The organism is Flavobacteriales bacterium (genome assembly GCA_016712535.1).
Taxonomy (GTDB): domain Bacteria; phylum Bacteroidota; class Bacteroidia; order Flavobacteriales_F; family PHOS-HE28; genus PHOS-HE28.
In genome coordinates this window covers 419,866-432,684 of sequence record JADJQW010000002.1, presented here as the reverse complement: position 1 = coordinate 432,684, position 12,819 = coordinate 419,866, and the positions used below count along the sequence as shown (strand labels likewise).

Here is a 12,819-nt window from a genome sequence, read left to right as displayed (position 1 = left end):
CGCTTGCATCCAGAAGGCCCGAATGAACCGCGCATCACGCCCCATCAGCGACAGCTACTCAGAGACCACGCACGTGGTGCTGCCCAACGACACCAATACGCTCGGGAACCTCTTCGGAGGGCGGCTGCTGCAATGGCTCGACATCAGCTGCGCCATCAGCGCGCACCGGCACTGCAAGCGCACCGTGGTCACCGTGGCCGTGAACCACGTGGGCTTCGATCGGCCCATCAAGCTCGGCGATTTCGTCACCATCCGCAGCCACGTGAGCCGTGCCTTCGGCAGCAGCATGGAGGTGTGGAGCGATGTTTCCGTGGAGGACCAGGTGACCGGGGAGAAGATCCCGTGCAACAGCGCCATCTACACCTTCGTGGCGGTGGATCATGCGGGAAGGCCCGTGCAAGTGCCCGAGGCCGAGCCCACCAACGATGAAGAGCGCCGCCGCTACGATGGCGCCTTGCGCCGCCGGCAATTGCGGCTCATCCTCAGCAACAAGATGAAGCCCGACGAGGCCACGGAGCTGAAGAAGCTGTTCAGCTGATCAAAGCCCCTCGTCCAAACTGAGGCCATCGAAGAGCTCGCCCGTCGCGGTATCGTGCCCGAGCAAGCCGAGGTGCCGCAGCAGCGCGCCGATGCATGCCGCGCTCTGTTCGCCGCCGTGCACATGCGCCACCATGTAGCGCACTTGCGTGGCATCCTCCATGTGCAGCTGGATGCTGATATCGATGCCATCGCCCTTGGCGAAGAGCCAATCGTCGTCCACTTGATCGATGAAGGGGATGGCCTCGCGGACCCTGGTGATTAGCTGCTCGCGATCGCCGATGGGATTCGGCTTGAAATCCGGCGGCACCTCTTCGATGGAGGCAACGCGCGGGAAATCCTGGATGAAGATGTCCCAGCTCATGCCGAGGCGAGTTCAGCGATGCGCCGAAGGTCTTGCTTCTCCATGCAATGGAAGTGACCCTTGGGGCATTGGTCGTGGCCGATCTTGCTGCACGGACGACAGGACAGGCCAGGCACCTCACTGATCATGGCGCGTTCCGGATGCTGCGGCTGGTAAGGCCCCATGCCGAATTGCGGCACCGTATTGCCCCACAGGCTCACCACCGGCTTGTTGAATGCGCACGCGATGTGCATGGCACCGCTATCGTGCGCGATCACGCTCCCGGCCTGCTTGATCAGGGAGGCGCTGCCCAGGATATCGAAACGCCCGGCAGCATCGAACACCCTCCCTCCGATCGCATCGCCGATCATTCGCGCCACGGCCTGGTCTTCCTTTCCACCGACAAGCACGACGGGGCCTTTGATCAGGCGAGCGAGCTCGATGAGCTTGTGCGGAGGAAGCCGCTTGGTGGCGTGCGCCGCGCCGATCGCGAGCGCCGTGTATCCGGATTGATGCGACGGTGGCAGCGATGCGATGGGTACCTCCCGCTCTGCGGGCATGAAGAGCTCCAGGCCCTTGCCGTCATTCTTCACGCCCAGATGCGCCACGGCGCTCAGGTATCGATCAACGATATGGATCCTCGGCATGCGATCGATGCGCAGGTTCACCAGCAGCCACTTCTCGATATTGAGCTTGGGGAAGCTGTGCGCGGGCACGCCGAGCGCGCGCTTGATCCGGGCCGTGCGCAGGTTATGGTGCAGGTCGATCACGGCATCGAAGCGCTCAGCCTTCAACCGTGAGGTCAACTCGCCCAGGTCGTCGCCGAGCTCATGCACCCTGCTCACATGCGGATTGAAGCGCACCAGATCCGCGAAGGCGCTCTTGGTGGAGACGTGGATCTCCGCATCCTTCAGCTGCTCTTTGGCGCAGCGCAGCACCGGGCTGGTGAGCACGATATCGCCGATGGAGGAGAAGCGGAGGATCAGGAGTTTCACGCAGGCAAAGGTGCGTTAGCGCCGGTTGAGGGTTGGCGGCGACCTTTGCGCTGCATTCATCAGCCAAGGCATTCAACCCTCAACCTGCCTTGTCATCCCGGGCTTGACCCGGGACAACCCTGCAACCCCCAACCTTCCGGTGCAACTGACCGACACCCACGCCCATCTCTACAGCACCAAGTTCGATGCGGACCGAGAGGCCATGCTCCTGCGCGCGGCCGAGGCCGGTGTCTCGAAGCTCTTCCTGCCGAACGTGGATCACGAGAGCATCGCCGGCATGGATGCGCTCGTGGCCGCGCACCCCGATCGCTGTTTCGCCATGATGGGCCTGCACCCGTGCCATGTGGGTGAGGACAATGCCGCCACGATGGAAGAGGTGGAGCGCTTGCTGCGCACCGGCCGCTATTGCGCCGTGGGCGAGATCGGCATCGACCTGTACTGGGACAAGACCTTCCTCGCGCAGCAGCAGGAGGTGTTCCGCCAACAGGTACGCTGGGCGAAGGAGCTGCACTTGCCGATCGCCATCCATTGCCGCGAGAGCTTCAACGAGGTGATCGCCATCGTGGAAGAGGAGAATGGCGATTCGCTCACCGGCGTGTTCCATTGCTTCACCGGAAGCGCGGAAGAAGCGCGGCGCGTGATCGCATTGAAAGGCTTCTGCCTCGGCATCGGAGGCGTGGTCACCTACCCGAAGGGCGGCTTGTTCGAGACCCTGCGCGAGGTGGGCGCTGCGCACTGCGTGCTGGAGACCGATGCGCCCTACCTCGCGCCCGTGCCCTACCGTGGCAAGCGAAACGAGCCCAGCTACCTCACGCACATCGCCGCCAAGCTCGCGGAGGCCACGGGCCTTCCGGTGGAAGAGATCGCCGCGATCACCACGCGGAACGCCGAGCTACTTTTCCGGCGATGAGCGCTTCCGTCCTCCTGATCTACACCGGCGGCACCATCGGCATGCTCGCCGATCCGCGCACCGGGGCGCTGCGCCCCATGGACCTCGCGCACCTGGAGGAGCAGGTGCCCGAATTGGAGCGGGTGGGTGTCCGGTTGGGCGCAACGGCCTTCGAGCAGCCCATCGACAGCAGCGACATGCGGCCGGCGGACTGGGTTCGCATCGCGCGGATCATCGGCGATCGCTACCACGAATTCGATGGTTTCGTGGTGCTGCATGGCAGCGATACCATGGCGTACACGGCAAGCGCGCTGAGCTTCCTGCTGGAGGGTCTCACGAAGCCCGTGATCCTAACCGGATCGCAATTGCCCATCGGCACCATCCGCACCGATGCCAAGGAGAACCTGATCACCGCCATCGAGGTGGCGGCCGCCAAGGATGAACAAGGCCGCTCGATGGTGCCCGAAGTAGCCGTGTACTTCGAGTACCGCTTGATGCGCGGCAACCGCACGGTGAAGGTGCATGCCGAGCGCTTCGAGGCCTTCCGATCACCGAATTGGCCAGCCCTGGCCGAGGCCGGTGTTCACCTGCGCTATGACCGCTCCGCGATCCTGCCGCACCGAAGCGGGCCGCTCACGGTGCATGAGCGGGTCGATTCCCGCGTGGGGGTGATCCGTTTGTTCCCGGGAATCTCCGCGGAATGGGTGGCGCATGCCTTGGCCACCCCCGGCCTGCGTGCGGTACTGCTCACCACCTTCGGAAGCGGCAATGGCCCTACCGATCCGGGTTTCATCGGAGCCCTGCGCGGTGCACGTGAGCGGGGCGTCCACCTGCTCAACGCGACCCAATGCGTGGGCGGCCGCGTGGACCAAGGCCGATATGTGACCAGCCGTGCGTTCGTTGACCTGGGCGTGATACCATGCGCCGACATGACCGTCGAAGCCGCACTAGCCAAGACAATGTTCCTGCTCGCCGCGGATCCGCCTGCGGGTGCATTCGCCCAACGAATGGCAGCACCGATCGCGGGTGAATTGACGTTGGGGTAACGTGACCGGACTTCCACTCGCTGCCTCGCCCCAGCCGCTGCTTGTAAAGCCTTTGGCGCGTAGGGCCAATTGTTACCTTGGCCGCCCTTCGGAAGGCCGTGGAACCGCCTTCCGGGATACAACTGGAGAGATGGCCGAGTGGTTGAAGGCGCGCGCCTGGAAAGTGCGTTTACCTGAAAGGGTAACGGGGGTTCGAATCCCTCTCTCTCCGCCATTGCAAAGCGAGCGGCGGAGCCGCGCGGCTGAATGCGATGGCAGCGAGCCGAGCGTGCTCGGACGAGCGGACAGCGCATGCAGCCAGAGGCCCGAAGGGCCGACGCTTTGCAATGAAGCCCTCCCCAACGGGAAAGGCCGACCGGAGGGAGGCCAATCCCGCTCATTGCCTGAAAGCGAGCTGACGATGCAAATGAGCCAGAGGCCCGAAGGGCCGACGCTTTGCAATGAAGCCCTCCCCAACGGGAAAGGCCGACCGGAGGGAGGCCAATCCCGCTCATTGCCTGAAAGCGAGCTGACGATGCTAATGAGCCAGAGGCCCGAAGGGCCGACGCTTTGCAATGAAGCCCTCCCCAACGGGAAAGGCCGACCGGTGGGAGGCCGATCCTTCTTTGTACCGGGCGCCCAAGCTTCATCCAACAATCCAGGATTCGTGCGCTGGCCCAACCCCTCAACCGGTTCGCCGCTTCGATCCAACCCCCATCTTTGACCCGCTCTCAACGGAACCAACCGACAACAACCCCCACACGCAACCCTTCACACATGGTACGCAAGTTCTTGTCCCTCTGCATGGCGGCCTTCGTCGGCCTCAGCCTGCTCACCACCCCGGTCATGGCTCAGGACGCCCCCGCCGCGGCTTCCACTGAAGTTGCCGCCGATGCCGGTTCCGCTGGTGGCCACCAAATGTTCAAGCAGCGCTTCATCGAGGGCGATCCCATCTGGATGGCGCCGGTGCTCGTGTGCTTGATCCTTGGCTTGGCCATGGTGATCGAGCGCATCATCTACCTGAACATGGCCAGCACCAACACCGACAAGCTCCTCGGGTCCGTGGAAGAAGCCCTCAAGAGCGGCGGCATCGATGCGGCCCAGGAAGTCTGCCGCAACACCCGCGGGCCCGTGGCCGGCATCTTCTACCAAGGCCTCGACCGCGCGCACGAGGGCGTGGACATCGCCGAGAAGAGCATTGTGGCTTACGGTGGCGTGGAAGTGGGCCGCCTCGAGCGCGGCCTGCCCTGGATCGCGCTCTTCATCGCATTGGCGCCCATGCTCGGATTCCTGGGAACCGTGGTCGGGATGATCTTCGCGTTCGACCAGATCGCGATCGCCAACAACATCAGCCCGGCCATCGTGGCGGGCGGCATCAAGGTGGCGCTGCTCACCACGGTGTTCGGCCTCATCGTCGCCATCATCCTGCAGATCTTCTACAACTACCTGCAGAGCAAGATCGACAGCATCAGCGGCCAGATGGAAGAGGCTTCCATCAGCCTGGTTGACATGCTGGTGAAGCACAACATGAGCAAGCACTGATCATGAAACACTCCCCAACGAACAGCATCGGCCGCATCGCGCAATGGGCGCTCATTGGGCTCGGCGTGCTCTTCACCATCATGATCTTCGCTGGCAGCGACCTCGGCATCGACGGCGGCCTATGGATCTCTTACATCGCGATGTGCGCTGCAACGCTTGCTGCGATTGGCTTCTCCGTCACCGGCCTCACGCGCAAGTCGCTGATCGGCATCGGCGCATTCGTTGCGCTCCTGCTGGTCGCCTACCTCATCTCCGATGGCTCTGACGCCGCGAAGTACAACATCACCGAAGGCGCATCCAAGTGGATCGGCGCAGGTCTGATCACCATGTACCTGGCCCTCATCGGCGCCATCGGCGCCATCGTTTACGGTGAAGTGACTCGCCTGCTCAAGTGAACACGCCATGCTGAAGAAACGCGCCAAGTCAGGCCCGGGCGAGATCAATGCCGGCTCCATGGCCGACATCGCCTTCCTGCTGCTGATCTTCTTCCTGGTGACCACCACCATGGATACCGATGTGGGCATACTGCGCCTGCTGCCGCCAATGGTGGAAACCCCTCCGGATCCGGATGTCATCAACAAGCGCAACGTTTACGAGGTGCTCGTGAACGACGCCGACCAGCTCCTGGTCGAGGGCGAGCCGATGGACATCAAGGAACTGCGCGCCGGGGCCAAGGAATTCATGACCAACCCGGCCAACCTGGATAATCTGCCCGCCAAGACCAAGGTGAGCGCGGCATTCTGCAGGGAGCAGCTCCAATCTGAACAAGGGCTGGATGGCCGCCGCAACCGATACCTCGAAGGCCCGCTTCGAGGAGGGCGTGAAGAAATGGGAAGGCAAGCTCAAGGCCATTGAGCTGCTGGGCGAATACAGCGAGCTGCCCAACGACGCGCTCATTTCGCTGCAGACCGGCTCCAAGACCAGCTACAACATGTACGTGCAGGTCCAGAACGAACTGGAATCAGGGATCCGCGAACTGCGCGACGAGCTGAGCAAGGAGAAGTTCGGTCGCAAGTTCACAGAGCTCGATGAGAAGGTTGATGAGGACCAGGATCGGATCAAGTCCATCCGGCTGGTTTACCCGCAGCGCATCTCCGAAGCCGAGCCGGTTGACCTCACCAAGAAGAACTGATCGCCATGTCGCGCTTCAAGGAAAAGAAAGGATCCACACCGGCCATCAGCACGGCCTCATTGCCCGACATCATCTTCATGCTCCTCTTCTTCTTCATGGTCACCACCGTGATGCGCGAAGTGGACCTGAAGGTGAAAGTGGTGCTGCCCGAAGCCAACGAAGTGGCCAAGCTCGAGGACAAGGCCTTGGTCGATTACCTCTACATCGGCCCCCCCGCGGACAAGGCACGCGGCACCGAGCCCCTGTTGCAGCTCAACGACGACTTCGCGACCCTCAGTGAGATCGACGCCTTCGTGGTGGCGGGAAACGAGCGGCGCGATGAAGTTCTGCGCGGCAAGATCACCCGCTCACTGAAGGTGGACAAGGACACCTACATGAAGTTCGTGACCGATGTGAAGCAGGAGCTGCGCAAGAGCAACGCCCTGAAGATCAACTACAGCACCTCGCGCGGCCGCTGAGCCAAGCCAACTGTTCTGGAACGGCCGCCATCGCGCGGCCGTTCTGCATTCACGGCCGAATGACCCTCCCGAACGGCTCACATCCCGCCGCCCCAGCGCACCCACAGGGCCGCGCAGAGCATGGCTCCCAACCCAAGCTCCGCTAGCCAGCTGCGCTTGGGGTTCAGGAAGAGGTAAGCGGCGATCCCTCCGATAGGCAAAGCGGCGAGCACGGCCGGGAAGCTCCCCTTCAGCCAGAAGAGAAGGCCCATGACCACCGCCATGGAAAGCGCCAATGCCATGAACGCCGACCGCAGGTTCCTGCCGCGCATCACGCTCTGCGCCTGACTGCGATAGAAGGCCGCCAGCGCCAGCAGCAAGATGGGCATTGCAACTGAAAGGAAGGACTTCCGCGCAAGCCCATTCCAGAGCACGGCAGGGGCCATGTCCTCAGGCATCACCGTGAGCAGGGGGCGCCAAGGCGTTCGTCCTGCCAAGTGAAGCGCCATCCATGCGATGTAGAATACCAGCGCTGCACCGATCACCGGCAGCACATACTCGCGCCACGCAAAAGGCCGGATGAGCGAGGTGCTGATCCACAGCACCACGAGGAGCACCGCGTAGGGCAGGTAGCAGAGCGCCGCTAGCCCGATGAGCAGCGCGGCATCGAAGAGCGCCGCGAGCGCCGCACCGGTATTGCTGATGGACCATGCCCTGCGCAAGGCGAAGAGCACGAGAGGGAGCCCGAGCAGCGCCGGATCATAGCAGCCTGGGCCGCACAGCCCCGCCAGCAGCACCGGGAAGGTGAGCGCCACCAAATGGTTCCGGCGGTCCATCAGCTCCAGCGCATTCACCAGGATCGCCAATTGCACCGTCGCCAGCGCCACCAGCACCAGGCCCGCAAGCGCGTTGGCCCACGCCGAGCCGCCCAGCACCTGCTGCATCAACGAGGCCACCGGCATCAACGAACCGTTCTGCACCGGTGCGTGCCAGAACGCGGGCACGAAGAGCGCCGCCACCACCATCGGCACGGATACCAGAACGGCGGGCTGGTTGCTGCGGAAGAAGGCGGCGAGCATGCGGCGGCGAGGGGCGAAGGTCGGGACGGCTGGCCTAGGGCGCTCTGAGAGCAGGTAATCTCCGGAATATCCCCCCTCCTATCTTCGCCCCGCTTCACGCCTTACCGCCATGCAAGACATCGCCTTCGCCCTCGGCCATTTCATGGAGTGGACCTTCAAGATCCTCGAGAAGATGGGCTGGATGCCCGTCACGCTCACCAGCATCACGCTCTTCGTGGGCATGCTCTACTGGCTCAACCTGCAGGGCAAGTACAACCGCAAGGCCAAGGCCAACGGCACCATGGCATAAGTGCCACGGAGCCAAAGCGCACCTCTACCGTTACGGCTTCACTGCAGCCGCGCGTTGCGCGGGCTGCTTCACCAGGTCCTTCCCGATATCGTCTCGGCGGTATCGCCCCTCAAAGTGGATGGCGTCCGCGGCGCGGTAGGCGGAGGCGATCGCGCTCTCCAGGTCCTTGCCGATGCCGGTGACGCTGAGCACGCGCCCGCCATCGGTCACCAGCGCATCGTTCTTCGTTCGGGTGCCCGCGTGGAACACGTAGGCGTCGCGCACCTGCTCCACGCCGGTGATCGGCTTGCCCTTCTCGTAGTCGCCGGGGTAGCCTGCTGAAGCGAGCACGATGGTCACGGCGGTGCGGTCGTCCACATCCACATGGCGCTCGCTGAGCGTGCCTGTGGCGATGCCTTCGAAGAGATCGAGCAGATCGCTCTTCAGGCGCGGCAGGATCGCTTGCGTCTCGGGATCGCCCAGGCGCACGTTGTACTCGATCACATAGGGGTCGCCATTCACGTTCATCAGTCCCATGAAGAGGAAGCCCTGGTAGGCGAGGCCATCCTTCTTCATGCCGCGCACGGTGGGCGCCGCCACGCGGTCGTGCACCTTCTGCATGAAATCCTTATCGGCAAAAGTCACGGGCGATACCGCGCCCATGCCGCCGGTGTTGGGGCCGCTGTCGGCGTTGCCGATGCGCTTGTAGTCCTTGGCGGCGGGCAGCATCTTGAACGCATCCCCGTCGGTGATCAGGAAGGCGCTGCACTCCACGCCCTTCAGGTGCTGCTCGATCACCACGCGCTCTCCGGCCTCTCCGAAGCGTCCGCTCTGCAGCATGTCGCGCAGCGCCTTGGCCGCCTCCTTCTTGTCGTTGGTGATGATCACGCCCTTGCCGGCCGCGAGGCCATCGGCCTTCACCACGTAGGGCGCGTTCACACGGTCCAGGTGCTCGATGGCGTCTTGCAACTGGCCCTTCGTGAAGGTGCGGTGCGCCGCCGTGGGGATGTTGTGGCGGAACATGAACTCCTTCGCGAAGTCCTTGCTGCCCTCGAGGCGCGCGCCCTCCGCCTTGGGACCGATCACCGTGACGCCGGCGAGCTTCGGGTCCTCCGCGATCCGGTCGTGCAGGCCATCCACCAGCGGGCCTTCGGGGCCCACCACCACGATGCGGATGTTCTTCTCCAGGATGAAGTTGCGCAGGGCCTTGTGGTCAGCGGGGTCAATGTCCGCGCTCCGGCCATGGCGCAAGGTGCCGGGGTTGCCGGGCGCCACATAGAGCGCATCGAGCAAGGAGCTCTGCGCGATCTTCCAAGCCAGCGCATGCTCGCGTCCGCCACTGCCGATCAAGAGAACATTCATCAGGATCCGATTTGCTGCAAAGGAAGGTCCGGCCGTTCTGCTGGCATGCCAGGAGTTATCAACCTGTGTTGAGGTCGGGCGATAGCCGCACGCACCCGAATCTTCAACCGGTCATTGCGCCCGCGAGGAACGAAGCGCGAAGCAACAACCCTCAGCCTCCTAGTGCTTATGCGGCATGCGCTTGATGCTGCAGCCGATGTTGCGCGTGCTGGATGGATCAACGGGCTGGCCCGCTACCATCTTGTCGATCGCGTTGTAGGCCCAGCGCTCCTTCACCTCGCTGGCCTTGGCCACGTTGTCGTCGATGGCGCCCTTGTACGCGAGCTTGTGGTTCTTGTCGAAGAGGAACACGTGCGGCGTGGTGCGCGCACCGAAGGCATCGGCCACCTTGTGCCCTTCATCGAGCAGGTAGGCGCCGGTGTATTTCTTCTCCTTGTAGCGCGCCTGCATGTCGGCGAACGAATCGCCATCGCCACGCTTGGCCTCGTTGCTGTTGATCAGCACCACGGGCACGCCGAAGCGGGCGCCCACGGCCATCAATTCCGGGTATCGGCCTTCCCAGCCCTCGCTTCCTTCTGAGCCGATCACGAAGGGGCAGGTATTGCACGAGAAGATCACCAGCGTGCCGTTGCGGCCGGCGAGGTCCTTCAACGAGGCCATCTCGCCATCCACGTTCTTCATCTTCACATCGGCAGCGGGCATGGCATCGCCGATGTTGAGGTTGGGCAGCTCGTGCGCGGCGATGGCGACGGTGCCGAGAGCGATCAGTGAGATGGTCTTCAGGAGCATGGTGCGTGATGTTGTGAGGCGCGAAGGTATCGGAGCGAGGGGCCTGCGCCGACAGAGCCGGCGGGCGGGCGGAACGTGATGCGCGTTTCATCCAGCCCAAGCCTGCCCCCGTATTTTCGCCCCGACATGCTGAAGCAAGGATTATATCAGAAGCTCGCCCAGAAGCTCAGCCCGCAGCAGATCCAGCTGATGAAGATGCTGCAGCTGCCCACCGTGGAGATGGAGGAGCGCATCCGACAGGAGCTGGAGGAGAACCCTGCGCTGGAGAGCGGCGAGGACGAGAACGATGAGGAGGCCCCTTCCGAGGAGCAGGCCATCGCGGAGAGCACCGAGCTCGACACCGAGCAGAACGAGGAGAATGAGCGCGACGATTTCGACCTGAGCGAGTACTTCCCCGATGACGATACGCCCGACTACAAGCTGAGCGTGCGCAATACCGGGCCCGACGAGGAGGACCGCGAGATCCCCTTGGCCGGCGGCACCACCTTCCAGGACAACCTTCGGCAGCAGCTCGGCCTGCGCGACTGCGATGAGCGCACCGCCCTGCTCGCGGAGCACCTGATCGGCAACCTCGATGAGGACGGCTACCTGCGCCGCGACCTGCACGCCGTCGTCAACGACCTGGCCTTCACCCAGAACCTGATGGCGAACGTGGCCGAGCTGGAGAAGGCCCTGGCCGAGGTGCAGGAGCTCGATCCCGCGGGCACCGGTGCCCGCGACCTGCGCGAATGCCTGCTGCTGCAGGTGCGCCGGATGCCTCACAGCCTCGAGCAGCGCATCGCCGAGGAGATCCTCGGCAAGCATTTCGACGCCTTCGCCAAGAAGCACTACGAGAAGATCATCGAGCGCCTCGAGATCGATGAGGACGCGCTCAAGGGCGCCATCGAGCTCATCACGCACCTGAACCCCAAGCCGGGCAACACGCAGCGGGAGAACGCCGCCCCCAGCCAGGAGATCATCCCCGATTTCCATGTGCTCGCCATCGATGGCCAGCTCGAGCTCACCCTCAACGGCCGCAATGCCCCCGAGCTGCGCGTGAGCCGCGCCTACCGCGACATGATGCAGGAGTACGCGCGCAACAAGAAGGACAAAGCGGCGAAGGAGGCGATCATGTTCATCAAGCAGAAGCTCGATGGCGCCAAGTGGTTCATCGATGCGATCAAGCAGCGGCAGCACACCCTGATGGTGACCATGGAGGCCATCATGGAGCACCAGCGCGAGTTCTTCCTCACCGGCGATGAGACCAAGTTGAAGCCGATGATCCTGAAGGACATCGCCGAGAAGGTGGGCATGGACATCAGCACCATCAGCCGCGTGGCCAACAGCAAGTATGTGCAGACGAACTACGGCACCATCCTGCTCAAGTTCTTCTTCAGTGAGAGCCTCACCAACCAGGAAGGCGAGGAAGTGAGCACCCGTGAGGTGAAGAAGATCCTGAAGGACGCCATCGAGGCCGAGGACAAGCACAAGCCCCTCACCGACGACGAGCTCACGGCGCTCCTCATCAGCAAGGGCTACAACATCGCCCGGCGCACCGTGGCCAAGTACCGTGAGCAGCTCAGCCTGCCAGTGGCGCGGCTGCGGAAGCAGCTTTGACGAAGCGGCCGGTTCCCCAGCGGCGAGTTTGCAAGCGGCGAACTAGCCGCTTCCACGTCAATTGCCATAGGGCTATCCCCCTCGACCTTCGCACTGGCCGCTCGCCGCTGGCACACTCGCCGCTCCGCCGTACCCTGCTCTTCGACATGCTCCCCTAACTTGCCACACGCCTGCTCGCGCACTTGAGACCCGCTGCCCGCTTCCTCTCCTACGCCCTGCATCCGCTGCTGATGCCCGTGCTCACGCTCTGGGTCGCGCTGGAGCTCGACCCGCATCTGGGCTATTTCCTGCCTGTTGAGTCGCGCTGGAAGCTGCTCGCGATCGTGGCGCTGATGACCATTGTGTTCCCGCTCACAAGCACCCTGCTGCTTCGCAGCGCCGGCGTGGTGCAAAGCCTTGAGATGCACGCGCGCCAGGAACGCATCGCGCCGTTCGTGATGACCCTGCTCTACTATGCCATGGCCGCTTACCTGCTCACCAGCGCCCCGGTGCATCCGCTCACGCTCACGCTCATCGCGGGTGCGACAGTGGCGCTGCTGCTGGCCACGATGATCACGCTGCGCTGGAAGATCAGCGCGCACATGGTGGGGATCAGCGGCTGCATCGGTGCAGTGGCCGCGCTCGATGCCCTGCACGATCTCGGCGCCTTCGTGCCCTTGTGCACGCTGCTCTTGCTGGCCGGCGCGCTGGGCACGGCACGGCTGCTCACCAGTGATCACACTCCAGGACAGGTCTATGCGGGCGCAGCCGTTGGATTCGGCAGCGTGTCCGCCGCTGTGCTCTGGATGCCGGCTTGGCCTTTCTGAGCGCGCGGCCCATCTTCGT

At 63.6% G+C, this 12,819-nt stretch carries 16 protein-coding genes and 1 tRNA gene; 12 read left to right on the top strand and 5 right to left on the bottom strand.

Annotation, left to right across the window (positions count from 1 at the left end):
• Nucleotides 1-22: 22 nt before the first annotated feature.
• Nucleotides 23-538 (top strand): acyl-CoA thioesterase, encoded by a 516-nt coding sequence (locus tag IPK70_01760; GenBank protein ID MBK8225884.1) that lies wholly within the window; start codon nt 23-25, stop codon nt 536-538.
• On the opposite strand, the gene IPK70_01755 is transcribed toward IPK70_01760, so the two are convergent.
• Nucleotides 539-901, bottom strand: coding sequence for a hypothetical protein (locus tag IPK70_01755; protein MBK8225883.1), 363 nt, complete (start codon nt 899-901; stop codon nt 539-541).
• On the bottom strand, nt 898-1,875 hold the full coding sequence (locus tag IPK70_01750; protein ID MBK8225882.1) for a glycosyltransferase family 9 protein: 978 nt from the start codon (nt 1,873-1,875) through the stop codon (nt 898-900). The genes IPK70_01755 and IPK70_01750 overlap by 4 nt, the downstream gene beginning before the upstream one ends.
• Nucleotides 1,876-2,014: 139 nt before the next feature.
• Between IPK70_01750 and IPK70_01745 the strand changes: the two genes are divergently transcribed.
• The 8 genes from IPK70_01745 to IPK70_01710 all read left to right on the top strand — a co-directional run bounded on the left by IPK70_01745 (nt 2,015) and on the right by IPK70_01710 (nt 6,921).
• Nucleotides 2,015-2,785 carry a TatD family hydrolase gene (locus IPK70_01745; protein MBK8225881.1) on the top strand — a complete coding sequence of 257 codons (771 nt, stop codon included), beginning with the start codon at nt 2,015-2,017 and terminating at the stop codon, nt 2,783-2,785.
• Complete coding sequence (locus IPK70_01740) at nt 2,782-3,810, top strand: type I asparaginase (GenBank protein MBK8225880.1); 1,029 nt, start codon at nt 2,782-2,784, stop codon at nt 3,808-3,810. The genes IPK70_01745 and IPK70_01740 overlap by 4 nt, the downstream gene beginning before the upstream one ends.
• A 124-nt stretch (nt 3,811-3,934) precedes the next feature.
• Nucleotides 3,935-4,024, top strand: a tRNA-Ser gene (locus IPK70_01735).
• Between the two features lie 542 nt (nt 4,025-4,566).
• The gene (locus IPK70_01730; protein ID MBK8225879.1) at nt 4,567-5,331 is read left to right on the top strand and encodes a MotA/TolQ/ExbB proton channel family protein; all 765 of its coding nucleotides are present in this window, start codon (nt 4,567-4,569) and stop codon (nt 5,329-5,331) included.
• A gap of 2 nt (nt 5,332-5,333) precedes the next feature.
• Nucleotides 5,334-5,726, top strand: coding sequence for a hypothetical protein (locus tag IPK70_01725; GenBank protein MBK8225878.1), 393 nt, complete (start codon nt 5,334-5,336; stop codon nt 5,724-5,726).
• Between the two features lie 7 nt (nt 5,727-5,733).
• A complete protein-coding gene (locus IPK70_01720; GenBank protein ID MBK8225877.1) occupies nt 5,734-6,186 on the top strand; it encodes a biopolymer transporter ExbD in 453 nt (150 codons plus the stop codon).
• Nucleotides 6,152-6,463, top strand: coding sequence for a hypothetical protein (locus IPK70_01715; GenBank protein MBK8225876.1), 312 nt, complete (start codon nt 6,152-6,154; stop codon nt 6,461-6,463). Before IPK70_01720 ends, IPK70_01715 begins: the two co-directional genes overlap by 35 nt.
• Before the next feature lie 5 nt (nt 6,464-6,468).
• The gene (locus IPK70_01710; protein ID MBK8225875.1) at nt 6,469-6,921 is read left to right on the top strand and encodes a biopolymer transporter ExbD; all 453 of its coding nucleotides are present in this window, start codon (nt 6,469-6,471) and stop codon (nt 6,919-6,921) included.
• A 77-nt stretch (nt 6,922-6,998) separates the two neighbouring features.
• Here the strand turns inward: IPK70_01710 and IPK70_01705 are convergent, their stop codons facing one another.
• Complete coding sequence (locus tag IPK70_01705) at nt 6,999-7,979, bottom strand: hypothetical protein (protein MBK8225874.1); 981 nt, start codon at nt 7,977-7,979, stop codon at nt 6,999-7,001.
• Nucleotides 7,980-8,088: 109 nt separating this feature from the next.
• On the opposite strand from IPK70_01705, the gene IPK70_01700 reads away from it, so the two are divergent.
• Complete coding sequence (locus IPK70_01700; GenBank protein MBK8225873.1) at nt 8,089-8,268, top strand: hypothetical protein; 180 nt, start codon at nt 8,089-8,091, stop codon at nt 8,266-8,268.
• A 30-nt stretch (nt 8,269-8,298) separates the two neighbouring features.
• On the opposite strand, the gene purD is transcribed toward IPK70_01700, so the two are convergent.
• Together purD and IPK70_01690 are read right to left on the bottom strand one after the other, a co-directional pair.
• Entirely contained in the window at nt 8,299-9,609 is a 1,311-nt protein-coding gene (gene purD, locus IPK70_01695) for a phosphoribosylamine--glycine ligase (protein MBK8225872.1), read from the bottom strand.
• Nucleotides 9,610-9,768: 159 nt separating this feature from the next.
• Nucleotides 9,769-10,398 carry a thioredoxin family protein gene (locus IPK70_01690; protein MBK8225871.1) on the bottom strand — a complete coding sequence of 210 codons (630 nt, stop codon included), beginning with the start codon at nt 10,396-10,398 and terminating at the stop codon, nt 9,769-9,771.
• 126 nt (nt 10,399-10,524) lie between these two features.
• Between IPK70_01690 and rpoN the strand changes: the two genes are divergently transcribed.
• Together rpoN and IPK70_01680 are read left to right on the top strand one after the other, a co-directional pair.
• The gene (gene rpoN, locus IPK70_01685) at nt 10,525-11,994 is read left to right on the top strand and encodes an RNA polymerase factor sigma-54 (protein ID MBK8225870.1); all 1,470 of its coding nucleotides are present in this window, start codon (nt 10,525-10,527) and stop codon (nt 11,992-11,994) included.
• A gap of 182 nt (nt 11,995-12,176) precedes the next feature.
• Complete coding sequence (locus IPK70_01680; protein ID MBK8225869.1) at nt 12,177-12,800, top strand: hypothetical protein; 624 nt, start codon at nt 12,177-12,179, stop codon at nt 12,798-12,800.
• Nucleotides 12,801-12,819: the final 19 nt, after the last annotated feature.